Genomic DNA, 24902 nt, shown 5'->3' with positions numbered 1-24902 from the left:
CCCCATGTATTTGGGTATCTTAATTTACTTTAAACCTTGATTTCAACCCATCCCAGGTATACAATTCCCCTTCATTTTCAGCCTCGACCAGTTCTGCCTGCTCTTTGGAATAAAAAGCGGATAGGTATTCGCCCATGGGGCTAGGGATGCTCTTGCTAATCAAAAAGGTTGCATCCTTAGCGTCGATCAACGTACCAGGAGCATGAAAATCATTGACCAAAAATAGTTCAATGGTCGTTATATCGACATCTTTCAAATGATTCATCATGCACTCTACCGCATCGAACTTAAAGGCCTTGCCTTTCTTCGTCACTATTTCAGCCGCATGCTGCTTATCGACAATCGTCATTGAACAGAAATGACAACCATCTGAACCATAATTAATTGGTTTTGGACTAACCTCACAGGATACCATGGTCAATAGTACCACCGTCAACAAAATGTATCTACTTATCATCGGTATTAACTTTTATAGGATTTATGGTTTCTTAGGTGTTCTTAATCTTACCCGCTTCCTTCTTGCCGACAAAGAATGCCACAACCGTCAACATCATACCCACGAACATCATATAAGCCCCTACATGCGGTAGCGAGGTAACGTCAAAATTCAACATTTTTTGATACCCCAACAATGGTGGCTTATATGTCATGGGTGTTCCATCGGGGTTGACCACTTTAATAATGGCATGTGGATCTAGATTTGACCCATAATCAAGCAGCCAGGCATTAAAATCGTACATTCCCAAAACGCCCAAAATACTCATAAGTACAAACCAGCCTAAAAACCATTTATAGCTTACTTTGTTCATATAGCCTAATAGGCCAATAATAACGCCTAATAAGACCATCCCGCCAATTACGTAGGGAAAAACGGTGAACTCCCACATATCTTCCGGCTTTGGAATGACTTTCATACCGATATAGTGGTTGAGTCCGTCGATATTCTGAAGATCGAATTCAGACACTCCCTTTATTCCGGTAATATGTATATTCATTCCCAAAGGATCTGGATATTGGGGCGCACCTAACATAATATTCCATAATGGGAAAAAATACAATCCCAAAAGTAATAATGGGCCAATAATCATTAAAACACTTGCTTTTTTCATCACTTATACTTTTTGATGGTTTACGAATTGCGTTTGGCTTTGAAAGGTTGCTGATGAATTGAAAAAAGCGGGCAGGTCAGAGACACAGCCCGCTTTTTTTATTGAATTAAAATAAATAAATGTTCAGAAATAAATTACTCCCCTAAAGACCATGAAAGGTCAATATTTGAATTTGCAGGCGACACCCGAACATACCCTTGCATTTCTTGGTGCAAGGCCGAACAGAAATCGGTGCAATAGAATGGCCATACCCCTTCTTGCTTAGGCTCCCAGACCAATGACTTGGTCTGTCCCGGCATGATCAACAGCTCGGAATTGTTGGCTCCGATCATCGCAAAACCATGTGGTACATCAAAATCTTGCTCATGGTTCGTAATATGGAAATAGACCTTATCACCTACCTTGATACCTTCGATATTATCTGGGGTAAAGTGGCTTCGAATCATACTCATATACACATGCACTTCCTTACCTTCACGCACAACTTTGGCACCATCAGGGGTAGTTACCGCATATGGATGTTCATTTTCTGCCAATTTGTAGATTTTTTGGGATTTAGGCGCTATGAGTTCCGCAGGAATACCCGCAGCGTAATGGGGTTCACCGTGAGTTGGAAAATCATAGATAAGCTCCATTTTATCGCCGGAAATATCATATAACTGTGCAGAGTGCTCCAGTTCCGGACCTGTTGGAAGGTATCTATCCTTGGTGATCTTGTTCATAGCCACCACATACTTACCAAAAGGCTTTCTGGAGTTACCACCTGGAATCATTAAGTGACCTACAGAGTAATAAGTTGGTTTTCTATCGATTACTTCCCAAGTACCCAATTTCCACATCACCACTTCCGAAGAAATAAAGAAGGTAGTATAGGCATTGCCCTCACCGTCAAATTCGGTATGTAGGGGGCCGAGGCCTCCACTTTTCACCGTACCGGCCAATACATCCTCAAATTTAAGGATTGGAATGCCATAGGCCTCACCATCAAATTTTTTGCCTTCAATAGCAGCCAACATCTTATCAAAAGAGTGTACTGTAAGGTCAGCGGAAAGCTTTCCGTTACCGATAATATAATTCCCGGTTGGATCAACATCACAACCGTGAGGGGATTTTGGGGTAGGCAAGAAATAAACAGCTCCGGGAACTTTGGTAGGATCCACGGTCAACACCTCTTTCTTCATGGTTGAAGTGGCTGTATGATTCTCATCCCTATAAACATTATGTGCATAATTGGCAGGCATTATAGTACCACCACCATTGTTGACATATTCCTCGATTTTCTTCCAATTGATCGCAGCGATAAAATCCTTATCATTCTGTGAGGCGTTCACCTCCAACAATGAATTCGCTTCCTCAGTATTATACGTAGTAAAGAAGAACCAACCGTGTGATTTACCCCTTCCTGGATGTGAAAGATCATAATTGAACCCAGGCATCATGATTTGAAACTTAAGATCCATTCTACCATCTTCAGGATCCACACTTATAAAAGAAAGGGCCCCTTTAAAATTACCTTTGTATTCATTGATAGGCATATCCCTTTGGGGAACCGGAACAGAAAAACGGGTTCCTGCCACAACATACTCGGTATTTTCGGTAATGAAAGAAGAACTATGGTTACCGGCACTGTTGGGCACCTCAATAATTTCCTCTGTCTCGAAAGTTGTCAAACTTATACGCGCTATCCTTGGGGTGTTGTTACCGTTGATGAATATCCATCTACCATCCAATTCACCATTGGTTTGTGAAATATCAGGGTGGTGGGAATCATCCCATGGTACAAAACCAAAAGAAGTATTCAACATCGGTTTTGTTTCTTCGGAATAACCATACCCAGAGGTAGGGAATTGTGAAAAAACAGGAATCTCCTTAAACATCCTTCCGGAAGGAAGTCCGTAAACCGTAAGGTTACCGCTATAACCACCAGACATAAATGCATAAAACTCATCTTGCTCCCCAGGTGCCACATATACCTTTTCGGCATTGTTGGAGGCAAGTGCCCCACTGGATTTCTTACCTGAATCATTGCAACTGGTAAAGACCATCACCAGACCTAAAAAGGCCAGCATTGAATATTTGATTTTTTTCATTGTAATTGTATTAGTGTTGATTAGAGTTGATTATTCTTGGGTTGGAGGCAATATGACCTTATCGACTACATGTACGATACCATTACCCGCTTTTATACTTGCAATGATTTTGGCTCCACCTACATAAACATCATCACCCTTTACCTCAATAGTTGTATTCTGGTCATTGGCTTGCCCCAATTTCTTAAACTTCTTTAAAAAATCCTTGGAGTAGTTGCCCGCAGTAACATGATGCTTCAGGATATTTGCCAAGGCATCCTTGTTTTCCGGTTTCAACAAGTTTTCAACCGTGCCTTCTGGCAAGGCATCAAAAGCAGCATTGGTAGGAGCGAAAACCATTAATGGCCCTGCATTTACCAAAGCGTTCTCTAGTCCGGCCGCTTGTACCGCAGCTACCAATGTGGTATGATCTGGCGATCCGATAGCAATCTGCAATACATTGGGTGTTGACCCATCGTCTTCAATAAAGGCCTGTCCTTGTTTCACTACTTCTTCAGAAGTATCTGTAGAAGAAGCCTGGGCAGCCTCCGTTTTCGCTTCATTTTTACATCCGACAAAAAGCATCAGCATTAAAAAAGAACCGATCAATAATCTAAATTTGGTTGTTGTTTGCATATTGGTTTGGTTTATAGTGTTCTGAAGTACTCGAGAATAGCCCGAGCCTGTTCTTCCGTAAGCCCTTGATTGGACATAGGTGACCCATTGAATTCGGTCAACAAGTCCTTAGCCAAAGGGTCTTCCTTGACCATTTCCTGTGGATTGAGTATCATATTCATTACCCATTCCGGAGTTCTTCTTTCCAATACACCGTTGGGTGGTGGGCCAATGAATTTTTTTCCGATCCTATGGCAGGCCAAGCACATTTGCTCATACACTTCCTTGCCTTTCGCCGCCATTGCATCATCAATGGTTTCATTCAAGGTTACCGATTTAATAGGACCAACACCCTTCGTAGTCATATCTACGCGTTCAGATGCTTTGTCGCTAGGGGCCGCTGGGGTTTCAACTGTCTTTTCCGTAGTTGACTTTTGTGGTCTTACACTAAAACCGTCTTTTTTCTTTTCTTCTTTGCCACCACAGCTAAGCATTAGTAATGACATCAGAAAGATTGCGCTTTTAATTGGTACTCTCATAGTTTTTGTATTAGTTACAATTATGTGGTAAAATTATTCTTATTGGTTTACCCAAAAAATGACATTAGTCATATTTCGGATAAAAATATCTTTTTATTTTTGTTGTCCTAAATACCATACGTTCTATGTTATCCAATTCTTCCAAGTACGCTATAAAAGCAGTACTCTATTTGGCGGTAAACGCCAGCGAATCAAACAAAATAATGGCCAAGAACATTAGTGAACCCATTAATGTACCCCAAGCTTATATTTCCAAATTGCTCCAAGACCTATCCCGGCACAATATCGTTTCCTCTACCCGTGGGCCCAATGGTGGTTTTTATCTGAACGACCAGAATTTAAAAACCCCCCTGATCAACATCATAACCGTCATCGATGGTGACAATAGACTCAATTCATGCTTATTGAGTATTGAAAATTGCCACAGCGACCGACCTTGCCCCCTACATGATTTTGCCGCATCTTACCGAAAAAACCTTATGGACAATCTAGAACATAAGACCATAATCGATTTAGCGAATGACATAAAAGCCGAAAAATCATTTTTACCCTTATGAAGATACATTATTATCATTCATTTTCCAATAAAAAAAAGACATAACTTTCTGCTATTCAATTCGTTTGACCAACCTTTCGGAAAAGCAAACCGGTAAGCCATTTCTTGAGGGAACCCTATGCACAGGTACCATGGTCTATGGGTGATTTTAGTTTCAAATAAACCACAATAAAATACGTCATGGAACTATAAGGCTCTTTTTGGGGACAAAAAAAGAGGGAAGTCCGATCGACTCCCCTCCTAAAACAACCCCTATTTGGATTGTTATATATTAAAATTCAATTTCAAAAAACAAACTACTGGCCTCATTTTCATCGGTAATATCCTCACCTTTAAGCAACGTATCGTTCCCATCCATCACCTTTAAATTGATTTTCCAATAACCCGTCATGGTCAACGACAATTTCCCGTTATACATTTTAGATGAGGCATCATACGATAGATCGACATTGTTGGGCGAACTATGGTTGCCCATACTTGGCATTCTAGGATCGATCGTTATGGAATAATCCCCAACATTGGGGAAACTCATCATACTTTCCATCTTGAACAACATGGCCGAAAAATCATTGACGGCTACCTGGGGATCCAAAGGCATCATGGCCAAAACATAACGAACATCGTCACTTCCTGTAAAGACCGTTACGCGTCTTTTATCATCGGCAGGTGCAAGTACATTGATTTTCTCAGTAACGCTGTACGATGTACCATCAATGTTGTAATCGAAGGTCATTTCCCAATACTCAGTATCATTACCCGGCATTTGGAATATAACATAACCCGAATACACCGATGCATCATCAGTAACACCGACACTGGATTTAGGGCAGGAATGCTGCATTTCAGTCATATGCATAACGGGCATCCATGAAACTTCCGCATTCGAAACATACGTGTCTGCCCCATCATCCTTAATCCTAAAAAACAACTCGTTGTACCCAATGGTGAATTGATCCTGCTCCGAATAGATTTCAATGGAATGGGTGTTGGCCGTCAACTTGGCCAACATATTGTACCCTTCCAATGGGTTTTCCTCTATGATGACGTCATCATCGTTATTGTTATCACTACAGGAAACAAAACCTGCGGTACATATAAGTGCGGCAAATAATAATTTAATTGTCTTCATTTTTCTTTATTTGGTTTTTGTAATAAATGTGTTATTGATTATAATCGCATTAGTTGATCGCATAGGATACGGTCATAAAAAAATTACGTCCCATACGGGGGATATTCTTCCAGTCGGTATACGTTGAATAATATTCATCAAAAATATTCTCCACGCCCAATTTTACATACAGTGCATTGGAATCGATCGTAAATTTTTTTCCCATGGAAAGGGAAAAAACCATATATGCATCGGTCTTATCCTCCCCAAAATCGGGATTAAAATTCTCCTGACTCGCGGCCCCTTTCATCGTTATTGACCCCGTATACCCGTGTTGTGCATACTGGAGTCCGGAATTGTAGGCCAATGGACTTATGAACGGCAGATTACGGTTGTCGTTGTCAATCCCCCTATGATAAGACAACACTCCTGTCCATTTTAATGCCGACGTGATAGCATATTCATTTTCCCATGAAATATTGTACAAATGGGCATGATCAAGATTCCTATAGATCTTTACCCCCTCGGCACCAATGGTCATTACACTTAATGTGGGGTCTACCTCCCCCAATATGTAATCCTGCATGAAAAAATAGTTGCCTTCGATACTTGTGCTCAACCTATCCCCTTTAAACGAAACCTTGGCATTGGCTTCAAGGGCCTTCTCATTGGACAGTTCGGGGTCACCTATATAATCGTGGTTATCAAAACTATTGAAGAGGTAAAATCCATAACCTTCAGAAACCGATGGCGCCCTATCCCCATAAGAAAGCCCTGTATTGACATGAAACTTATCCAGGTCTTTATAGTATTGTGCAGAGACACTTTTCAAGAAACGATTCTTACGTTGTGGCATATCGGGATAGAAGATCCTTAGGCTGTTCAACCCGAATTCATCGGCTACATTGCCCATATTTATTGCCAAGCGCGTGGAAAGTTTCAAATAACCCGTCTTAAATTGGATCATATCCTCGGCATAAAAACCCGAATTGAATGTGCGTACATCGGGCCAAGTAAGCATGAACATGGAATTCTCATCAGGGTTTTGGGGGTACATCGTCATTTCCGCCAAGGATCGGTTGTAATACCCATCCCATTTCAGCAAGAGGCGATGGGATTCGTGGTTTAGATTCGCTTGGGTATAAAGCCCATAGGTATCACTCCATCCCGGCATATCCATCCGGATAGGCACATCCGGCCTTTTGGAATCATCCATGACATGGGTAACCTTATTGGCGTACAATTTGGTCTCCCAGTCGGTAAAATGCTTCAAGAATGATTTCTGCGACCAACTGACCGAAGCAATATACGCCCGTGCCAATGAAACATCCATAGGCAAGGCCGGATAGCCCACATCACGGGCTTCGTCAAAAATAAATGAGGCCGAGAGCTTCTTTCCTTCACTGACCCGATATCCCGCATTGGTCGAGAGGTTGTATTTTTCATATTGTGAAAATGCAACTTCATCACCCCCACCCGACGAATAATTATCCGCTTTACGGTAAATGGCATCAGTGTCCACATAGAATTTGGCATCCGAATAATTGAGTTCGCCCCCAAAAATCCGCGCGGCATTGGATGTCTCCCCTCCTGTCTCTATAGAACCAGACCATCCTTTTTCAACAAAATCGCTCTTTTCCAACTTTAGATCAATCGAACCCCCGATGACAGAACCTTGTTCGGCACCTTGTTGACCCCCTGAAACATGGACTTCCTTAAGATTGGAAACATCAACATAGGAAGTCACTGGATCCATCTTATCGGTACATGCCCCGAAAATCCGCATACCATCGATGGTCACCGAAAGTCGCTCTGAGGACATATCGTTCAAAACGGGTTCCCAGGCATAAGCCCCACGCTTGATCATATTCACCTTTCTCGAAGACTCCAAATACTCGTCAAGGGTTGAGAGCGGTTTATGCTGCGACCTATGTTCCAAGGTACTGTTATAAGAAGCCACAATAATGACTTCTTCCAAATTTACGGGCAGAATACTATCAATGCCCGGTTCAACTTTCTTTTCTTGGGCATGGGTCTGGCCTACAAACAGCAAACAGCATAGAATCCCCAAAAAGCATATAAAACGTTCGGGCCTAACCCCAATAGTATATTGCGGCACGACACCAATTTCAATTTGCATTGGATATATTTTTACTTAACGTATAGGTTGAAGGGTGCCTATCGTAGGAAAACAACTTCCTAAAACACTGGCACAGTCAATGGCGTTAAGCTTGCTCTGGGGGCTCGGAAATATCTGAAGTATACAATTGGGCCAAAAATGTATGCCCTATTTTAAAATTATCCTGCTTTGCTGTCGTAAAAACCACCCCCAAATCAACCTTTAAAAACGATTGAAAAAATAGGGGCGAAAGCACTTCGTTATTCGATTTCTTTTCCCCGAACGGATTCTCCTCGTTCTGATCCATCTCTTTCGCCAACTGTTTGGCCAAGTAGCATTTACCATCGCAATGCAGTTGGGGCCTTGCTTTGTTTTCACAAAGGACATTCGCTATATAGTTGTAATTCATGACATACTCGGCAACGGGCCAAAGCGGCTTGACCAGCATTAAGAGTGCGACAAAAAGAATCACATAGGCTTTCATTGGGGCAAATATAAAAAAGTCTGCCACTTTCATATATGACAAAAGTCATAATAAAGGATATTAATGTCTTTTTATTTTATTTCACGTTTAAGGCATTTTTAAGTGAATGGATTAGGCCCATAGTGGCCGTGCATCTTCGATGATGCGCGGGGATAGGGCACAAAAAAAGGGAAAACCCATTTTTAGGTTTTCCCTTTGCATATAAATTCGCTATAAAACTATCTACTATATCTTAAATGTTACAACGGGAACATTGGAATGGTTCGCAAGATCCTCACCGATGCTTCCCATAAAGAAATGCGAAAGTCCTTTTCTTCCATGTGTAGGAATACCTATAATATCGGCACCGATTTTATCACCGTAATTCAATATACCATTTTCCACACTATAGTCATTATAAATATCGACTTTGGTATCTACACCCGCCTTGCTTAAAAACTGGGAAATCCTATCATGGGCATCATTCGTACTCAGAAAATCATCCCCTGGGGTATTGATATAAACCAATTTCAACTCCGCAGAAAGCATGCCTGCAAATTGTTTTGCCTTTTGAAAGGCCTCGACGCTTTCTTCCTTGAAACCACTGGCGAACAAGAATTTTTCCGCTTTAAAGTTTATATGTTCCTTTTTAATAACAAGTACGGGGATATCGGAATTACGGACAACGCGTTCTGCGTTGGAGCCCACAAAAATCTCTTTTAAACCGTCAGTACCATGGGAACCCATTACAATCAAGTCAGCGTTATTTTTAGAAGCCACATCATTGACCTCACTGAAAACCTTAAAATGTTTTACAATGGGTGTTATCTCAACACCACTAAGATAGGGCTTGTCCAAAAACTCCTTAAACCGTTTTTCGGCCAATTTTATGAGAAACACCGTTTGTTCGGGATTAAAACCCTCTGAGGAAGTAACCATCGCTTGGTTCAATTCCAACATATGGAGTGCCAAAATCTCAGCTTTATGCTTTTTTGCCAAGGAGGCGGCCACTCTTAAAGCATATCCTGACTGTTCCGAAAAATCTACGGGTACTACTATTTTTTTCATAATGTAGGTATTAAAACTAAGTTCAAATATTTAGATTGTCATAGAAAATAATCTGGTCTCAGGTTCTTTTCTATGTAATAGAACGTCAAAGGCCATACAAATATTACGAATAAAAGGCTGGCCTTCCGTTGTAACCCTCAATCCATCTATTCCAAACGCCACCAAACCGTCCTGTTCCATTTCAAAAAGTCTATCCTTAACCATTGAAATCTCAGGAAAGTAGGTTTCATCTGTCCCCCATGAAGTTTTAAATCGGCACATTAGATTCAAGATGTGCTTTCTAATGATCATGTCTTCCACAGTTAGTATATGTCCCCTGTAAATTGGGATGACATCATTGTCGACCAAATGCCTGTATTCTTCCAGGCTTTTCACATTTTGGGCAAAACTATACCAACTATCGCTAATACTAGAGGCTCCCAACCCAATCATAACCTGTGTTTTGGATGCGGTGTACCCCATAAAATTCCGATGCAGTTTACCCGACACCATAGACTGGTGCAAACTATCACTTTTCAAAGCAAAGTGATCCATTCCTATTTCTTCATAACCGACCTTGGTCAAAAGTTTTTTTCCTTCCTCATATTGTGACCTTTTGGCTTCTGCACTGGGCAGGTCCCCATCTTTAAACCCTCTTTGCCCGTTACCCTTTAACCAAGGCACATGGGCATAACTATAAAATGCCAACCTATCGGGTCGTAACGACTTGGTTTTTAAAATAGACTCCTCAACATGCTCCAGGGTTTGATGCGGCAATCCGAAAATAAGATCATGACTTACCGATGTATACCCTATTTCCCGAGCGGCTTCGGTAACATGCTTAACGTTTTCGAAAGGTTGGATCCGATGAATCGCCCGTTGCACCTTTTCATTGTAATCCTGCACCCCATAACTCACCCTACGGAAACCAACATCGTACAAGGCCTGTAAATGTTCCTTGGTGGTATTGTTCGGATGGCCTTCAAAGCTGAATTCATGATCTGGTGCCTTTAGCGCAAGTTTAAAAATACCATTGATCAACCGTTGTAAATTTTCTGGAGAGAAGAATGTTGGGGTACCACCACCCAAATGCATCTCTTTGACGATCGGTTTTGAACCAAGGAGATCACAATACAACTTCCATTCCTTTAAAACAGAATTTATATAAGGTGATTCCACATCGTGCCTTTTGGTGATGCGTTTATGACAACCACAAAATGTGCACAGACTTTCACAATAGGGCAGATGTATATAGAGACTAATCCCTTCCTTTTCATTGCTCTCGTCAAAACTCTTTTTTAAAGTGCTTTTCCATTCTTCACCAGAAAATGTATCCTGATTCCAGTATGGCACTGTTGGGTAACTTGTATAGCGTGGACCTGGAATATTATATTTCTGTATCAGTTGGCTCATGGATATATTTTGCGTTATACAAATATACAATGGAAAGCTGTAAAAGAATATGACAATTATCAGATTGGGACAGCAAGGAATCCGCAACCAAGTCAATCCTTTTTTTTACAATGGCAACATTATTCATACATTTTCCCTACCCTCCACATAATTCCAAAATAGACGTATCGGAGGTACTTAACCTTGTCGATCTAAAACCAATTAATCGGGTGTATATCGAAAATTGGACAAACTTTGTAATCAAAAGGTTTATTTTTACGCCAATAAAATCAAACACATGACATTATTATTAATGGCCGCAGGCCGAGGAAGCAGATACGGAAAATTAAAACAATTCGATGCATTGGGACCCAACGGGGAGTTCCTGATGGAATTTAGCATATACGATGCTATCGAAAATGGCTTTGACCATATTGTGGTCATTACACAACAAACCAATGTCGAATTCTTGACCGATCATCTTTCATCAAGATTGCCAAAGCACATAAAATTGGACGTAGTTGCCCAAGAACTAAGCGATTTGCCCGAAGGCAGCTCCTTTAGTGGGGAACGTGAAAAACCTTGGGGAACGGCCCATGCCGTATGGTCGGCCCGTAAGGTCATTGACAACCCTTTCGTTGTGATCAACGCAGATGATTATTACGGTAATTCAGCATACAAAAAATCTGCCGATTTCATAAAGAACAACACTACCGACTATGCCCTTGTAGGCTATACCCTTAAGGATACCCTATCGGAACATGGTTCGGTTTCGCGAGGAGTCTGTACCACGGATGACGCCAACAACCTGTTATCTGTAAATGAGCGCACCAAGATCGAACAACAATCGAAAACCATTAAAGACCTTGATTCCGGATTGGAATTCACAGGGAACGAACTTGCCAGTATGAACTTTTGGGTTTGTAACCCTTCCATCTTCAAGAGTATCGAGGATGACTTCAAAACCTTCCTTAAAAACGATTCGAATATCAAAAATGGGGAAATTTACTTACCTTTTGTTATCCAGGAAATGCTGGAAAACAAGAAAATAGGCGTCAAGGTAATTCCCTCTGGAGGTGAATGGTTTGGCGTTACCTATGCCAGCGACAAAGAAAAAGCGATGGTCCTTCTTCAAGAAATGAGTGAGCGGGGGGACTACAAAGCTCCCCTATGGAACTAAATTATTTATAGGAGAATACTCGAGTGATTATTTAAACCACATTCTGGAATGTTTTATCCCTGATAGAACATTCCAGATTTCCCCTTTGCGTATTGGCTTTATCAATGACACGTATATGGTGCTGAGCCACATCGAACCGCAATTCATATTTCAACGCATTAACCATCAAGTTTTTAAGAACGTAAATGGATTTTATGCAGCGAACCGTGAATGGAAAATTGATTTAACCCAAAGGAATTTTTCGTGTGGATTCCCGCACTATCAAACTTGTTTTTACCACCTTGGTCTCGAACCCCCCCGGTGAACTCAGTCCTTCTATCCGATCGATCAATCGATGGGCGCAGGTTTCACCGATATATGTACCATGCTGGCTCACCATAGTCAATGCAGGGGTAACATATTTTGATAGCTGACCGTTTGTAAATCCTATAATGGCAATATCATTGGGCACATGGTATCCCCGGGCTTTTATTATAGCCATGGTCTTTACCGTGGTAATCTCATCCAAAACCAGAATACCATCAATATTTTTATCGTTCAATATAAATGACAAAATAAAGTCAAGATCATCCTTGGCTCCAATTGGGGTTATCAATTTATCATCAAAGGGAATATCCCTTTCTTTTAAGGCCCTTTTATAGCCCCCTATTCGCAACCTACCTATTTTGGTCTTGTTGATTGGGGTAATTATCGCAATGGTCTTACATCCCGTTTCCAATAAGTACTTGGTCGCCTTATACCCTGCCTCAAAATCATCAACAATCACCTTATCACATTCGATGGCGTCTATAACCCGATCGAACATCACCAAGGGTATTTGATAATCGACAATACTCTTGACATTCTCTATATGCTTGCTTGTTTGTCTTTCCGAAGCAACCGATGAAATAATGAGTCCGTCGACCGAACCACTACTCAACATCTCCAAGGTCATGGTCTCTTTTTTAAGGGAATGGTCGGTAACACAGCTAATAATGCTATATCCCCTTTCATTGGCCACCTTTTCAACACCGTACAACACCTGGATGAAAAAATAATTAAGGATATCGGGGATTACCACCCCAATGGATTTCGTACTTCGATTCACCAAATTCAAGGCTACCTTATTTGGCCTATAATGGTTCTCCTTGGCGAATTCCTGAATCCTGTTTTTTAACTTATCACTAATTTCATGACTGTCGTGCAGCGCTTTTGAGACCGTGGAAATTGAAACCGAAAAATGGTTGGCAATATCTTTTAGGGTTAATTTTATCATACACCATGATCTTTGAACCAGTCAATATAAAACAATTTAATCTTTATGCCACATTTTCTCCATTTCTTCCAAGGTCTTTCCTTTGGTTTCCGGCACAAACTTCCATACCAGGAACATGGCCAATAATCCCATGGCACCATATACCCAATAAGAGAAACCATGATTGAATTTTTCCAATAAATAGCTATTCTTGTCCATCATTGGAAAAGTCCATGAAACCAGATAATTTGATATCCACTGGGCCGCTACTGCAAATGCCATGGCCTTTCCCCGGATTTTATTTGGAAATATCTCCGATAACAACACCCATGTAACAGGACCCCAACTCATTGCGAAACTGGCGACATAGCACAGCATGAAGACAAGTGCGCCTATACCCACAGATTCCATAAAGAAAGTGGTTCCCAAGGCAAACATTGACAAAGCCATACCCAAAGCCCCGATGATCATCAAAGGCTTTCTTCCAAACTTATCAACCGTCAAAATGGCCAAGACCGTAAAAATCAGGTTTACCGCTCCTACAATAATGGTTTGCAAAAGGGCCACATCCGTTCCCGACCCCATACTCTTAAATATTTCAGGAGCATAATACAATACCACATTAATGCCCACGAATTGTTGGAACACCGAAAGCAACACCCCGATGACCACAACGGTTATGCCAAACGAAAAAAGATTTCCCGAATGACTTGTTACCGTATTCTGGATCTCATGCAGGATCTTTTTGGCATTTTCCTCATTGTTCACTTTGGTCAATACGGCAAGTGCCTTCTCAGGCTTCGACTTCAAAACCAAGGACCTGGGAGTATCGGGCACAAAAAACAACATGATGAAAAACAAGGAGGCCGGGATCACTTCCGAAGCGAACATCCAACGCCAACCTACGGTATTCAACCAAGTGTCATCGCCTTGGAGGGAGATATAATAATTCACGAAATAAACAACCAACATACCAAAAATAATGGCAAATTGGTTCATCGAAACCAACTTGCCCCTACTTTTGGCGGGTGCTATTTCCGCAATATATAAAGGAGAGAGCATTGAGGCCAATCCTACCCCAATGCCTCCTATAATCCTATAAAGAATAAAGATATAAATGAAGGTATGGTCCGCTTCCCCGATGGGTTTTAAAAACAATTCGGGCATTGCCGACCCCAAGGCTGACAACAAAAACAAAAACGCCGCCAAAACGAGTCCGTTCCTGCGTCCCAGTCGTTTACTAACCACGCCCCCAAAGACACCTCCGATCACACAACCTATAAGGGCACTGGAGACCACAAGTCCCAATCGGGCATTTGCGTTCATTTCATCCAACCCAAAAGGCATTACAAAAAAGCTATCCAATGAACTCACCGTTCCTGAAATTACAGCGGTATCATAACCGAATAACAAACCTCCCAGTGTTGCTACCACTGTTAACCTTAATAGATACAGGGTATTTATTGATTCCTTCATTGGATTTCCTTTTATAAATTATATATACTGATTGATGATGTTCTCGAACAATTCCTGCTTACCACTTTTAAGCTGAAGCTCGCCATTGTTCTTCGCCAATTCATAAAGATCTGTCAAACTCAACTTCCCATTTTCAAAATCCTTACCCTTTCCGGCATCAAAAGAACCATATCTTTCCTTACGTAATTTTTTATAATCGGAAGAGGTAATAATCTTATCCGCGGTCAAAAGTGCCCTTGCGAAGGTATCAGCACCACCGATGTGTGCATGGAACACATCATCCAAATCGGTAGAATTCCTTCTTATCTTGGCATCGAAGTTAACACCTCCACCCTGTAGACCACCGGCTTCCAAGAAAACCAACATGGCTTCTGTTGTTTCAAGGATATTATTGGGGAATTGGTCTGTATCCCATCCGTTTTGATAATCGCCACGGTTGGCATCCAAACTACCTAACATTCCTGCTTTTGCAGCAACTGCAATCTCATGTTGGAAAGTGTGCTGAGCCAATGTCGCATGGTTCACTTCGATGTTGATTTTGAAATCCTTATCCAATCCATATTGCTTAAGGAAGCCTATAGCGGTAGCCGAATCGAAATCATATTGATGTTTCATAGGCTCCATAGGTTTAGGCTCAATAAAGAAATTCCCTTTAAAACCTTGGCTACGGGCATAATCCCTTGCCATGGCCAAGAATTGTCCCATATGATCCAATTCGCGACCCATATCGGTATTCAACAATGACATATAGCCTTCTCGACCTCCCCAAAAAACATAATTTTCACCGTCTAAGGCCATGGTAGCATCCAAGGCTAGTTTAATTTGTCCCCCAGCTCTTGAGACCACATCGAAATCCGGATTGGTAGCGGCACCGTTCATGTACCTTGGATTGGAAAAACAGTTGGCTGTTCCCCATAGCAATTTCACCCCTGAAGCGGCTTTCTTTTCCTTAAGATATTCCGTTATTGTGGCCAATCGCTTTTCTGACTCGGCAAAAGTTGCCCCCTCCTGCACCAAATCATAATCGTGGAAACAGAAGTAATCAAAACCCATTTTAGTAATGAATTCGAAGGCTGCATCCGCCTTATCCCTTGCTGCCTGTAATGGGTCTGAAGCTTTGTCCCATTCAAAATTCTGCGTTCCAGGACCAAAAGGATCCGAACCTTGCCCACAGAAGGTATGCCAATAAGCAATCGCAAATTTAAAATGTTCGCGCATGGTCTTACCTGCAACTACCTGTTCAGGGTTATAGTATTTAAATGCCAAGGGATTATCAGATTCCTTTCCTTCGAATTTGATTTCCCCGATTCCTTTAAAGTATTCCTTGTTTCCTATCAATGCCATGATATCTTTTATTTATGTATTATTAATTCCAGTTCTTCTTTCCAATTTTGATATGCCTCGACATAGGACGATTTGTCCTTATCGGGCTTAAAGGTCTTTACATAATCATTTTCCATGATATACGACCCGAATTTTTCGAAATCACTATCGTGCAAACCGGCCGCCCTTGCAGCTCCTATTGCTCCAGTGGTATTGTAAATCTCGATATCCTGTTCAAGTAAAGTGGCTATGGTATTCGAAAATATTTCCGAACGGAATAAATTATCATTACCAACCCGCAATACATTGATCTTGATTCCATCCGATTTTAGAATTTCCATGCCGTAAACGAATGAAAAAGCGATTCCTTCAAGTGCCGCCCTACAAATATGGCCCTTACCATGATTGTTAAGATTTATATTCACGAGCCTTGATCCGACTTCCTTGTTATTCAACATGCGCTCGGCCCCATTTCCAAAAGGAATCATACAAACCCCATCGGACCCCACAGGGATTTCCGAGGCCAAATCGTTCATTTCGGCATAACTTTCAACATCCAGATTATTCAAAATCCAACGATACTGTATTCCAGCACCGTTAATACACAATAACTTTCCTATACGTGGTGGTGCCCCTTTTTTATAATTTACATGGGCAAAATTATTCACACGGGAACTTTCCTTCACAGAGAGGCTATCGGTCACCGCGTAGAAAACCCCCGATGTACCCCCTGTACCGGCAACTTCCCCAGGATTGAACACGTTTAGCGAAAGGGCATTGTTGGGCTGGTCCCCTGCCCTATAATAGATGGGTGTACCTGCAGCTATCCCACTTTCCTTCCCCCCTTCAGCGCTTACACTACATTGTAAACCAAAAGTCTCGACAATATCGGGGACCATTGATTTTTCAATACCGTAATGATCCAGAAGAAAATCGGCGATCTCGTCATTCTTGAAATCCCAGAAAATACCTTCTGACAGACCGGAGATGGTCGTAGTCATTTCATTGGATAACCTGTAGGCAATATAATCACCAGGAAGCATGAACTTATATACCTTCTTATAGATTTCGGGCTCATTATCCTTGACCCATTTTAATTTTGAAGCTGTAAAATTGGATGGAGAGTTCAATAGATGCCCATTGCATTTTTCCTCCCCTATTTCCTCGAATGCACTATTCCCGATTTCAACGGCCCTGCTATCGCACCAAATAATCGATGGTCTTAAAGCATTACCGTCCTTATCGACCAAAACAAGTCCGTGCATCTGGTATGAAATACCAATACCCTTTATTTCTGATTTCGGAATATTATAATTGGTTTCGAGTTTTGAAATGGCAGCACAAACATGTTTCCACCAATCATCAGGGTGTTGCTCGGCCCATCCATTTTTAACGGCCAACATCCCCATTTCCGTTTCAGGCTCTTGCACTACCCCGACACTCTTTCCTGTGGCCATGTCAACCAACGCTGCCTTTATTGAAGAACTACCAATATCCAATCCTAAATAATACATAGTTTTCTTGAGTTTTATGTTTAGAAGGGTGCCAAAAGGGTTACACCATACTCAAATGTATTATAAAGTTCCTTTGAAACGAAACCTACGGGCGTAGGTCGGCAAAAGCACCATTTACCTAAATTCACACCTAGTGATCAAACGACACGAAAAAGCACGGTTTTATGGTGGTTTCAAGAACAATCCATATTTACTAAAATTTTCGAAAGCGATTTCGTAAATAATTCAATTTTAATACTGATTGTGAGGTTTTTCAAAAAAGAAAGGCCAATAATTACGATTATACCCCTTATTGATTGCAAAATATTTGAATTACGTAAAGTCCTATACGAAAATTTTAGTATCTGAATTGATTCAACTATACTAAAGTACCCTTAGCATCCTTCTTTACAAGACTCCCCATTGTACTGGGTAAATTGCCTCCATTACTCAAGAACATAAGATAATATGGCTATATAAAATGGGGTAATCGCATCTTACTTTTTAGGCTTTGGAATGTTTTCGTTTTAATAGCCCTTACCTCCCCCACCAAAACATAGGATATAATTTTCAATTTCCCTATTGGCATGCTCCGAAGAAAAGCCTAAGCCAATGGCATATTTATAAATCATTTTACGCTCTTGTACATCAATAATGTGGTCTGCATTAATGATTTCAAAGAGATCATTCAACCGTTCAATGCGGTCTTCAAGTGTGTAAGGTGGAATCAATGGATAATTTCCCGGATATTTTAGGACAGCCTTAACCTCCTCTTCTGAAACATCAAGTTTAAAGGCCAAACGCTTTAAAACAATTTCCTCATCCGAATTGATGGGTCCATCTATATTGGCCAACTTCACCATGGTCGCAAAGTGCGCGACATTACTTATATGTTCCCCGGATTCATAGGCTTCTAAAATAGACATTCCATGCGATTTTATAGTATGGGTATTATTGGGTAAACTAGGTGTAAATATTTATTCCAACAATGACTTAAATCAGTGGTGAAGTATTCTGAAATAAAAAGTCATAGCCCATAAGGGTCTTTGCCCCCATTAACCGGACAAGTTAAATTTTAATGATATCGGATGGGGTCTCCACCAAAATCGTAATGTCACCCCGTAATGCAATCGGCTGTTTCATAATCCCGGGGTTGTTCTGAATCATTTTTATCCAGTCCTCGGATGATAAATCGTGATGTTCGAATTTTATAGTATACGAAGGATGGTCTTGGTTGACCAAATCCTTGATATCTACGCCTAACCTGTCGGCCAATTCAACGATTTGTGTTCCAGTTATCTTGGTTTTAAGCATATCAACCACCAATACGGGTACCCCTTCTGCTTTGGCAAAGGCCAAGGTCTGCCTTGCCCTGCTGGAATTGGAATTGCAGTATAGGGTAATCTGTCTTTCCGATGTAGCGATTTCTCCCATTTTCTATAGTATTCCGTGAACCTTCCTGTGTGTCCTCAAATGATTGCCAAGTAATTGCTGTAAACTTTGTAAATAGTCCTCAAGCTCATTTTTGTCTACTTCAGGATGAGGCTCTGATGGCAAAGTCATTGGATTCTCTTCCAAAAGACGATACAACTCAGGATAATCAGTTTCAATCTCTGTAGTCAATTGTACAATTTTCGTAAGTATGTCATTTGTATTGTTCATGTTTCTGTCTTTATTCCTTCTTAGGCATCCATCCCTCTAACAAACAAAAATAACCAGCACCCGTCATAATCAAAATGACCTACATCATCCCTTACCTATTTATTGACTGACGCACATCATTTCATGGGCCTTCGGCCAACATTACCTTTAGAGCATTAAAAAACCAAAAGATGAAGACTTTTTTATACGCTACTGATTTCTCTCAAAACTCAGTGGCCGCTTTACTTTTTGCCCATGCCCTTAGCCAGGAACTGCATGCCAAACTTGTTGTTCTTCACGTCTTTGAATTACCGATGACGTTCGCCAGCACGGTTTCAAACACTTATTCCCGTATGGAAGTAAGGGCTTTTGCCGAACATCGTGAAAAGTTATTGGCTTTCTGTGCTGAACATTTAAAGGAACCTCCCGAGGACCTTGACATTACGTACCAAATAGACGAAGGAAAACCCATAGGTGAAATCATCATTAAAAATGCTTTGGAAGTCAAAGCCGACCTTATTGTTGTTGGCGCCAAAGGGGGGAGTCGTTTAAAGGAGGCATTTCTAGGCAGTACTACCGCAGCATTAATCGATAATGCCCCTTGCCCTATATTGGCAGTCCCCAATGATGTGGATTTCCAAGGCATAAAAAAAATGGTGTATGCCACCGATTTTGAAGGTGCGGATATTTTCACCGTTGAAAAAATGATCCAATTGGCCGAACCCTTGGATATTGAATTGCACTTAGTACATATTTCATCCAAGGACAGGACAACCAGCGAGGACCAATTAAAATGGTTTAAAGACATGTTACACCATAAGGTCATTTATGAGAACATTCACTTTGACCTTAGATATGGTAAGGATGTATTTGAAACCTTACAGTCGTACATTGACGAAGTAGCCCCGGATATGGTGGCCATGCTTGAACGTGAAGGCCATAGCCTTATCAAGGATCTTAAACATAGGGATCTGGTTAAACGGATGAAGTCTGAAAGCCATATCCCCCTTCTCAGTTACCATAAAAAAAATATCAAAAACTAACCTTATAAAACTTTGCACCAAAAGATTTTCTGACCGGTACCTCTTTTAACATCGATTCACATAAATCCGATATGGGCAAGGCAATAAATTTTTAAATAATGTCAGAATCATCAAGAATCAACAAATCAATCACCATTAAGTTGGCAGATGTTGAATTGGAGGGGAAACTGGTCGTTCCCGAAAAAGCAATTGGCCTCGTAATTTTCTCACACGGTAGCGGAAGTAGCCACCATAGTCCCCGAAACAATTTCGTTGCCGTATTACTGCAGCAAAAAGGTTTGGCAACCTTACTCTTTGATCAATTGACCGAGGAAGAAGCCAACAATGCCGAAAACCGTTTAAACATTGACCTTCTTACCACGCGCCTTATCAATGTTACCAAATGGATACAACAACAGGAGGAAACCAAACACTTACCCATTGGATATTTTGGAGCCAGTACTGGAGCTGCATCAGCCTTACGTTCTGCCGCAATTCTAGGTGACCAAATAAAAGCCGTGGTATCACGGGGCGGAAGACCCGATATGGCTTTACAGGATTTAACGATGGTAAACGCACCCACCTTATTGATTGTTGGAGGTTTAGATGTTGAGGTAATCAAACAAAACGAAAGGGCCTATCAAAAATTGAACTGTACGCGAAACCTTAAAATAATCCCGAATGCCTCCCATTTATTTGAGGAAGCTGGCAAATTGCAGGAAGTCGCCCATATAACCTCTAATTGGTTCAAAGAAAATCTAGTGCCGGAAAAAATTGGAGGCCATGTTTAAAAATAGAATGGAAGCAGGGAGCCAATTGGCCAAGGAATTATTGCCGTATAAGCATAAGTCATTGGTCGTATTGGCCATTCCCCGTGGCGGGCTTCCTGTAGCAGCTATTGTGGCAAACACCTTAAATGCACCTCTAGACATCGTATTGACCAAAAAAATAGGCCATCCGTTTCAAAAGGAATATGCCATAGGTGCCGTGGGTCTTGATGACACCTTTTTCTTAGATACCGTTACCATACCCCAGGAATACATCGATGCGGAAACGACCCGAATTCGAAAAATCCTTAAGGCAAGACACGAACGATACCACAAACATAGACCCCCTGGGAATCTAAAGAACAAGACCGTTATCATTGTAGATGATGGCATAGCCACAGGCAACACCCTTTTAGCGACCATAGCCATGGTAAAAAAACAATGTCCGGCCAAAATCATCGTCGCCATACCCGTAGCACCCAGTTCGGGAATACAGCTGTTAAAAACCAACCCTAATATCGATAAGGTCATTTGCTTGCTAACACCAATAAATTTCAGGGCTGTAGGCCAGTTTTATGAGGATTTCCCACAAGTATCGGATGAAGAGGCCATACAATGGCTGGAGCAAGCCAATACTTCAAGAGAAATCAAACCCAATACAAAAAGGCACATTTAAAATTTGAAACATGCCTTTGAAAATACCGCGATTTCTAGGTGCGACCTCAATCCTGCATAATACCAAAACTGACTTTGGTGTTTACCCTGTATTCCGCAATCTGATTGTCCTTGACGGTAACTTGCATATCTTGGATATAGACCGATCTAATGTCCTTAACCGTAGTTGAAGCCTCTTCGACAACATTGCGTACAGCATCTTCAAAACTGACTGTTGAATTTCCCAGGATTTCGATAACTTTTAATACTGCCATGATACATTATGTTTTATGATTAATACAGGAAGCAATGTACCTCGGAAAGATATCCCATGAAATGATCTGTATCACTATTGGGCCATTGTGGCAAGAAACGGATTCTTTAAAAAACCCAACGATTCGTTTTACCTCATCAATAATCCAATTTAGATTGTAAAAGGATAAATTCATTGATGTTCACCATATCAATGGCACCAACGAGTTGCCCCTCATTATTCAATACGGGGAAAAAATAGGCTTTCTTTAGTTCAACCGTACGCAATACATCCTTAAGCTGTGCATCCCATTTGATGGTCTTAAAGGAAGTATTCATGATCGCCCCAACCTGCTCTTTTCTGTTTTTGGAATTTTTGATAATATCGGCATTTGTCAATATTCCCACGGGTATATTATGCTCCTCTACGATAAAATCCCTTTCTGTCCCGGAAAGAATAAGATCTACGACCTTCTCCATGGTATCATCAGGCTTTAACAAGGTTATCTGGGTCAACATCGCCTCTTTTACGGTATGTCCTTTCAATAGTGTCAATTGCTGCACCATCTTATTCTCACCATATGCCCCTAAAAAAATGAATAGGGCTATAATTATCAAAAACGGATTGAACAACATACCCAGCAATAGAAAAACAACGGCTATGGCCTGACCTATATTCGCTGCAATCTGGGTTGCCCTTACCCTATCGGTCCTCATGGCCAGCAATGCCCGTAGCACACGGCCCCCATCCATGGGAAAGGCTGGAATAAGGTTAAAGACCAAAAGACTCAAATTCGCTAAAAAGGTATAAAAGAGAAAATTACTCAACGTTAGTTTGCTCAATGCGTCGAGCAACTCCGCTATATGCAATTCCAAAAAACCTTGTACGGGAATGGCAAAATACAAAACCACCGCTATCAGTAAATTCACCAAGGGACCGGCAAGGGAAACCATAAGTTCCTGTTTCGGGTTTTCGGGCACCTCTTCCAAACTGGCAATACCCCCAATGGGCAACAGGGTTATCTTCTTTGTCCTTATACCAAAACGCTTTGCCATCAAACCGTGACCCAATTCGTGTAGTACCACACAGAAAAAAATCACCAAAATAAAGGCCAGATTAAACAAGACCGTTTCCAGAGTACCCCCTCTTTCCAATTCCAAAAACACCACCCAAACCAAGATGAACAAAAATGTCCAGTGTACCATAATCCTTATACCGGATACCTTCCCTATCTGTAATGATCCTTTCATCGTTCTACTTATTTATCGAATCCCGTTTGCCAATACCTCAAAATCATACGTAATGCACTTCTCCCAACCGATATCCCCCTTTAAAAAAACATCTGCCATCCTTTATGGAATCAATGTGGCCACCAAGTGCATTTGTGAAAGCCACTTACCTATGTCAATGATTTGTTTCGGGTTAAGGTATTATGATCACTAAAATTTTGAAATGATATGAATCAGGAGGTGCCATAACCCAAATACAAATCATTTGAAACCTTTGTTTGGGTAGTGGCGCCTAACTGATCTGTATCATTGTTAAACCAGTGAAAGACGAAGAACTTTGGCCATTAATAAAACAGAAATCATCGCGTACTAGGATACCCATGCCATTCATGGCTATCTAGTAACCACATTGAAAAGGAGTTCCTAATATATATCAAATGAAAAAGATAATCACACTTACCATGAATCCTGTTGTAGACAAGGACACTTCTGTGGCAGGAATAGTCCCCAATAAAAAATTGAGATGTGCGACTCCCGCCTATTTTGCAGGGGGTGGCGGCATTAATGTGTCGCGTGCCCTAAAAAAACTAGGGGGCGACTCACTGTGTATGTATCTGGCAGGAGGACCTACCGGAGCCCATTTACAACACTTGGTTGCCGAGGAAGGAATAGAGCAGGAAGTCATTTCCATCGAAGGTTGGACCCGTGAAAACCTATCGGTTACCGATACGAATACCCAACTTCAATATCGATTTGGGGTACCCGGGCCCAAGGTTAAGAATGAAGAACTATTAGCCATATTGACCTTCTTGGAAGAAAATTTACAATTCGATGACTTTATGGTTGTTAGCGGAAAACTACCTCAGGATGTCCCCGTGGATTTCTATGTGGAAATATCCAAAATCGCGGATAAAAAAAATGCAAAATTCATATTGGACACATCAGGTGTAGCCTTACTACCCAGCATGAAAGCGAATATATACCTTATGAAACCCAATTTAGGCGAGTTCAGCACCATAATGGGGGTTCCTTCCATCTCGGTACTTCAACTCGACACCTTAGCCAAAAAGTTTTTGGAAACATACAAATGCAAGGTATTGGTCATCTCATTGGGCGCGAAAGGAGCGCTTTGGGCCCACGGCAACAAATTGGAGCATATACCTGCCCCAACGGTGCACCAAGAAAGTGCCATTGGTGCTGGGGACAGTATGGTCGCAGGTATTGTCCACAGCCTGTCAAATGAAAAATCGTTAGGCGAGGCCATAAAATATGGTGTCGCCTGTGGTACAGCGGCAACCCTACACACAGGAACACAACTTTGTAATAAGGAGGATGCTGACAAACTATACGAATGGGTTTTGGGAAACACCAGAAAAGAAAGGAAAAAAACCCCCAAACTGATCTAGGTCATTTTAAAGCCCGAATAGTCAGACTACTTTAGCCCCAAGATTAAAATAGTAAGTTCTTTGAAAAGGAAATGGGTCTTTTAGGGGAAAAAAGCAGGACCCTATGAAAAAGAAGAGGTGTACAAATCTGTTAGGCCATTTGAATCTTAGTAGGGGTTTAGTGATAAATTTGAATTAAGGTCAGTGTAAGCGTACATCAGATTGGAA

25 protein-coding genes are annotated in these 24902 nt (G+C 41.3%); 6 read left to right on the top strand and 19 right to left on the bottom strand.

Features of this window, described 5'->3' with window-relative positions; genetic code table 11:
- Positions 1-19: 19 nt before the first annotated feature.
- The 5 genes from LX92_RS12260 to LX92_RS12240 form a co-directional block, all read right to left on the bottom strand.
- Positions 20-457, bottom strand: coding sequence for a nitrous oxide reductase accessory protein NosL (locus tag LX92_RS12260; protein WP_109650985.1), 438 nt, complete (start codon positions 455-457; stop codon positions 20-22).
- A 31-nt stretch (positions 458-488) separates the two neighbouring features.
- The gene (locus LX92_RS12255; RefSeq protein ID WP_109650983.1) at positions 489-1109 is read right to left on the bottom strand and encodes a hypothetical protein; all 621 of its coding nucleotides are present in this window, start codon (positions 1107-1109) and stop codon (positions 489-491) included.
- Positions 1110-1243: 134 nt separating this feature from the next.
- Complete coding sequence (gene nosZ / locus LX92_RS12250) at positions 1244-3199, bottom strand: Sec-dependent nitrous-oxide reductase (RefSeq protein ID WP_109650981.1); 1956 nt, start codon at positions 3197-3199, stop codon at positions 1244-1246.
- 30 nt (positions 3200-3229) lie between these two features.
- The gene (locus LX92_RS12245; RefSeq protein WP_109650979.1) at positions 3230-3814 is read right to left on the bottom strand and encodes a fasciclin domain-containing protein; all 585 of its coding nucleotides are present in this window, start codon (positions 3812-3814) and stop codon (positions 3230-3232) included.
- Positions 3815-3825: 11 nt separating this feature from the next.
- Entirely contained in the window at positions 3826-4332 is a 507-nt protein-coding gene (locus LX92_RS12240; RefSeq protein WP_109650977.1) for a c-type cytochrome, read from the bottom strand.
- 125 nt (positions 4333-4457) lie between these two features.
- On the opposite strand from LX92_RS12240, the gene LX92_RS12235 reads away from it, so the two are divergent.
- Positions 4458-4889, top strand: coding sequence for an RrF2 family transcriptional regulator (locus LX92_RS12235; RefSeq protein WP_109650975.1), 432 nt, complete (start codon positions 4458-4460; stop codon positions 4887-4889).
- Between the two features lie 270 nt (positions 4890-5159).
- Here the strand turns inward: LX92_RS12235 and LX92_RS12230 are convergent, their stop codons facing one another.
- From LX92_RS12230 to hemN, 5 genes are all read right to left on the bottom strand, one after another.
- On the bottom strand, positions 5160-6017 hold the full coding sequence (locus LX92_RS12230) for a hypothetical protein (protein WP_109650973.1): 858 nt from the start codon (positions 6015-6017) through the stop codon (positions 5160-5162).
- Positions 6018-6066: 49 nt separating this feature from the next.
- Entirely contained in the window at positions 6067-8136 is a 2070-nt protein-coding gene (locus LX92_RS12225) for a TonB-copper family protein (RefSeq protein ID WP_109650971.1), read from the bottom strand.
- Between the two features lie 85 nt (positions 8137-8221).
- A complete protein-coding gene (locus tag LX92_RS12220) occupies positions 8222-8599 on the bottom strand; it encodes a hypothetical protein (RefSeq protein WP_146197827.1) in 378 nt (125 codons plus the stop codon).
- 225 nt (positions 8600-8824) lie between these two features.
- Complete coding sequence (locus tag LX92_RS12215; RefSeq protein ID WP_109650967.1) at positions 8825-9646, bottom strand: universal stress protein; 822 nt, start codon at positions 9644-9646, stop codon at positions 8825-8827.
- A gap of 30 nt (positions 9647-9676) precedes the next feature.
- Complete coding sequence (hemN, locus tag LX92_RS12210; protein WP_109650965.1) at positions 9677-11038, bottom strand: oxygen-independent coproporphyrinogen III oxidase; 1362 nt, start codon at positions 11036-11038, stop codon at positions 9677-9679.
- Positions 11039-11315: 277 nt separating this feature from the next.
- Here hemN and LX92_RS12205 point away from each other — a divergent pair, with 277 nt between their 5' ends.
- Positions 11316-12197 (top strand): nucleotidyltransferase family protein, encoded by an 882-nt coding sequence (locus tag LX92_RS12205; RefSeq protein ID WP_223308278.1) that lies wholly within the window; start codon positions 11316-11318, stop codon positions 12195-12197.
- A 223-nt stretch (positions 12198-12420) separates the two neighbouring features.
- Here the strand turns inward: LX92_RS12205 and LX92_RS12200 are convergent, their stop codons facing one another.
- The 7 genes from LX92_RS12200 to LX92_RS12170 form a co-directional block, all read right to left on the bottom strand.
- Positions 12421-13452, bottom strand: a complete 1032-nt coding sequence (locus tag LX92_RS12200; protein WP_109650961.1) for a LacI family DNA-binding transcriptional regulator — start codon at positions 13450-13452, stop codon at positions 12421-12423.
- Positions 13453-13488: 36 nt separating this feature from the next.
- Entirely contained in the window at positions 13489-14907 is a 1419-nt protein-coding gene (xylE, locus tag LX92_RS12195) for a D-xylose transporter XylE (protein WP_109650959.1), read from the bottom strand.
- 18 nt (positions 14908-14925) lie between these two features.
- The gene (gene xylA, locus LX92_RS12190) at positions 14926-16251 is read right to left on the bottom strand and encodes a xylose isomerase (protein ID WP_109650957.1); all 1326 of its coding nucleotides are present in this window, start codon (positions 16249-16251) and stop codon (positions 14926-14928) included.
- An 8-nt stretch (positions 16252-16259) separates the two neighbouring features.
- Positions 16260-17744 (bottom strand): xylulokinase, encoded by a 1485-nt coding sequence (locus tag LX92_RS12185; protein WP_109650955.1) that lies wholly within the window; start codon positions 17742-17744, stop codon positions 16260-16262.
- A 506-nt stretch (positions 17745-18250) separates the two neighbouring features.
- Entirely contained in the window at positions 18251-18649 is a 399-nt protein-coding gene (locus tag LX92_RS12180) for a tellurite resistance TerB family protein (RefSeq protein ID WP_109650953.1), read from the bottom strand.
- A gap of 142 nt (positions 18650-18791) precedes the next feature.
- Positions 18792-19157, bottom strand: coding sequence for an arsenate reductase family protein (locus LX92_RS12175; protein ID WP_109650951.1), 366 nt, complete (start codon positions 19155-19157; stop codon positions 18792-18794).
- A 3-nt stretch (positions 19158-19160) separates the two neighbouring features.
- Entirely contained in the window at positions 19161-19385 is a 225-nt protein-coding gene (locus LX92_RS12170) for a hypothetical protein (protein WP_109650949.1), read from the bottom strand.
- A gap of 170 nt (positions 19386-19555) precedes the next feature.
- Here LX92_RS12170 and LX92_RS12165 point away from each other — a divergent pair, with 170 nt between their 5' ends.
- The 3 genes from LX92_RS12165 to LX92_RS12155 all read left to right on the top strand — a co-directional run bounded on the left by LX92_RS12165 (position 19556) and on the right by LX92_RS12155 (position 21829).
- Positions 19556-20407, top strand: a complete 852-nt coding sequence (locus LX92_RS12165; protein ID WP_109650947.1) for a universal stress protein — start codon at positions 19556-19558, stop codon at positions 20405-20407.
- Between the two features lie 98 nt (positions 20408-20505).
- Positions 20506-21177 (top strand): dienelactone hydrolase family protein, encoded by a 672-nt coding sequence (locus LX92_RS12160; protein ID WP_109650945.1) that lies wholly within the window; start codon positions 20506-20508, stop codon positions 21175-21177.
- Complete coding sequence (locus tag LX92_RS12155; protein WP_109650943.1) at positions 21170-21829, top strand: phosphoribosyltransferase; 660 nt, start codon at positions 21170-21172, stop codon at positions 21827-21829. Before LX92_RS12160 ends, LX92_RS12155 begins: the two co-directional genes overlap by 8 nt.
- A 46-nt stretch (positions 21830-21875) precedes the next feature.
- Here LX92_RS12155 and LX92_RS12150 read toward each other — a convergent pair whose 3' ends face one another.
- Both LX92_RS12150 and LX92_RS12145 read right to left on the bottom strand, forming a co-directional pair.
- Positions 21876-22082, bottom strand: coding sequence for a dodecin family protein (locus LX92_RS12150; protein ID WP_109650941.1), 207 nt, complete (start codon positions 22080-22082; stop codon positions 21876-21878).
- A 136-nt stretch (positions 22083-22218) separates the two neighbouring features.
- Complete coding sequence (locus LX92_RS12145) at positions 22219-23310, bottom strand: site-2 protease family protein (protein WP_109650939.1); 1092 nt, start codon at positions 23308-23310, stop codon at positions 22219-22221.
- A gap of 416 nt (positions 23311-23726) precedes the next feature.
- On the opposite strand from LX92_RS12145, the gene LX92_RS12140 reads away from it, so the two are divergent.
- Positions 23727-24695: a 1-phosphofructokinase family hexose kinase gene (locus LX92_RS12140; protein ID WP_109650937.1), complete on the top strand. Its 969-nt coding sequence runs from the start codon at positions 23727-23729 to the stop codon at positions 24693-24695.
- Positions 24696-24902 lie beyond the last annotated feature (207 nt).

The organism is Maribacter polysiphoniae (assembly GCF_003148665.1).
Classification (GTDB): Bacteria; Bacteroidota; Bacteroidia; order Flavobacteriales; family Flavobacteriaceae; genus Maribacter_A; species Maribacter_A polysiphoniae.
Note: the sequence above shows the minus strand (reverse complement) of the source record. Positions and strands in the feature narration are given on the sequence as shown.

Coding starts and splice junctions, on each gene's coding strand:
- LX92_RS12145 (WP_109650939.1), bottom strand. CDS start 23,310: ATGAAAGGATCATTACAGATAGGGAAGGTATCCGGTATAAGGATTATG.
- xylA (WP_109650957.1), bottom strand. CDS start 16,251: ATGGCATTGATAGGAAACAAGGAATACTTTAAAGGAATCGGGGAAATC.
- LX92_RS12160 (WP_109650945.1), top strand. CDS start 20,506: ATGTCAGAATCATCAAGAATCAACAAATCAATCACCATTAAGTTGGCA.
- LX92_RS12155 (WP_109650943.1), top strand. CDS start 21,170: ATGTTTAAAAATAGAATGGAAGCAGGGAGCCAATTGGCCAAGGAATTA.
- LX92_RS12140 (WP_109650937.1), top strand. CDS start 23,727: ATGAAAAAGATAATCACACTTACCATGAATCCTGTTGTAGACAAGGAC.
- LX92_RS12240 (WP_109650977.1), bottom strand. CDS start 4,332: ATGAGAGTACCAATTAAAAGCGCAATCTTTCTGATGTCATTACTAATG.
- LX92_RS12260 (WP_109650985.1), bottom strand. CDS start 457: ATGATAAGTAGATACATTTTGTTGACGGTGGTACTATTGACCATGGTA.
- LX92_RS12220 (WP_146197827.1), bottom strand. CDS start 8,599: ATGAAAGCCTATGTGATTCTTTTTGTCGCACTCTTAATGCTGGTCAAG.
- LX92_RS12230 (WP_109650973.1), bottom strand. CDS start 6,017: ATGAAGACAATTAAATTATTATTTGCCGCACTTATATGTACCGCAGGT.
- nosZ (WP_109650981.1), bottom strand. CDS start 3,199: ATGAAAAAAATCAAATATTCAATGCTGGCCTTTTTAGGTCTGGTGATG.
- LX92_RS12235 (WP_109650975.1), top strand. CDS start 4,458: ATGTTATCCAATTCTTCCAAGTACGCTATAAAAGCAGTACTCTATTTG.
- LX92_RS12215 (WP_109650967.1), bottom strand. CDS start 9,646: ATGAAAAAAATAGTAGTACCCGTAGATTTTTCGGAACAGTCAGGATAT.
- LX92_RS12255 (WP_109650983.1), bottom strand. CDS start 1,109: ATGAAAAAAGCAAGTGTTTTAATGATTATTGGCCCATTATTACTTTTG.
- LX92_RS12180 (WP_109650953.1), bottom strand. CDS start 18,649: ATGTCTATTTTAGAAGCCTATGAATCCGGGGAACATATAAGTAATGTC.
- LX92_RS12185 (WP_109650955.1), bottom strand. CDS start 17,744: ATGTATTATTTAGGATTGGATATTGGTAGTTCTTCAATAAAGGCAGCG.
- LX92_RS12205 (WP_223308278.1), top strand. CDS start 11,316: ATGACATTATTATTAATGGCCGCAGGCCGAGGAAGCAGATACGGAAAA.
- LX92_RS12245 (WP_109650979.1), bottom strand. CDS start 3,814: ATGCAAACAACAACCAAATTTAGATTATTGATCGGTTCTTTTTTAATG.
- LX92_RS12200 (WP_109650961.1), bottom strand. CDS start 13,452: ATGATAAAATTAACCCTAAAAGATATTGCCAACCATTTTTCGGTTTCA.
- LX92_RS12170 (WP_109650949.1), bottom strand. CDS start 19,385: ATGAACAATACAAATGACATACTTACGAAAATTGTACAATTGACTACA.
- xylE (WP_109650959.1), bottom strand. CDS start 14,907: ATGAAGGAATCAATAAATACCCTGTATCTATTAAGGTTAACAGTGGTA.
- LX92_RS12165 (WP_109650947.1), top strand. CDS start 19,556: ATGAAGACTTTTTTATACGCTACTGATTTCTCTCAAAACTCAGTGGCC.
- LX92_RS12175 (WP_109650951.1), bottom strand. CDS start 19,157: ATGGGAGAAATCGCTACATCGGAAAGACAGATTACCCTATACTGCAAT.
- LX92_RS12225 (WP_109650971.1), bottom strand. CDS start 8,136: ATGCAAATTGAAATTGGTGTCGTGCCGCAATATACTATTGGGGTTAGG.
- hemN (WP_109650965.1), bottom strand. CDS start 11,038: ATGAGCCAACTGATACAGAAATATAATATTCCAGGTCCACGCTATACA.
- LX92_RS12150 (WP_109650941.1), bottom strand. CDS start 22,082: ATGGCAGTATTAAAAGTTATCGAAATCCTGGGAAATTCAACAGTCAGT.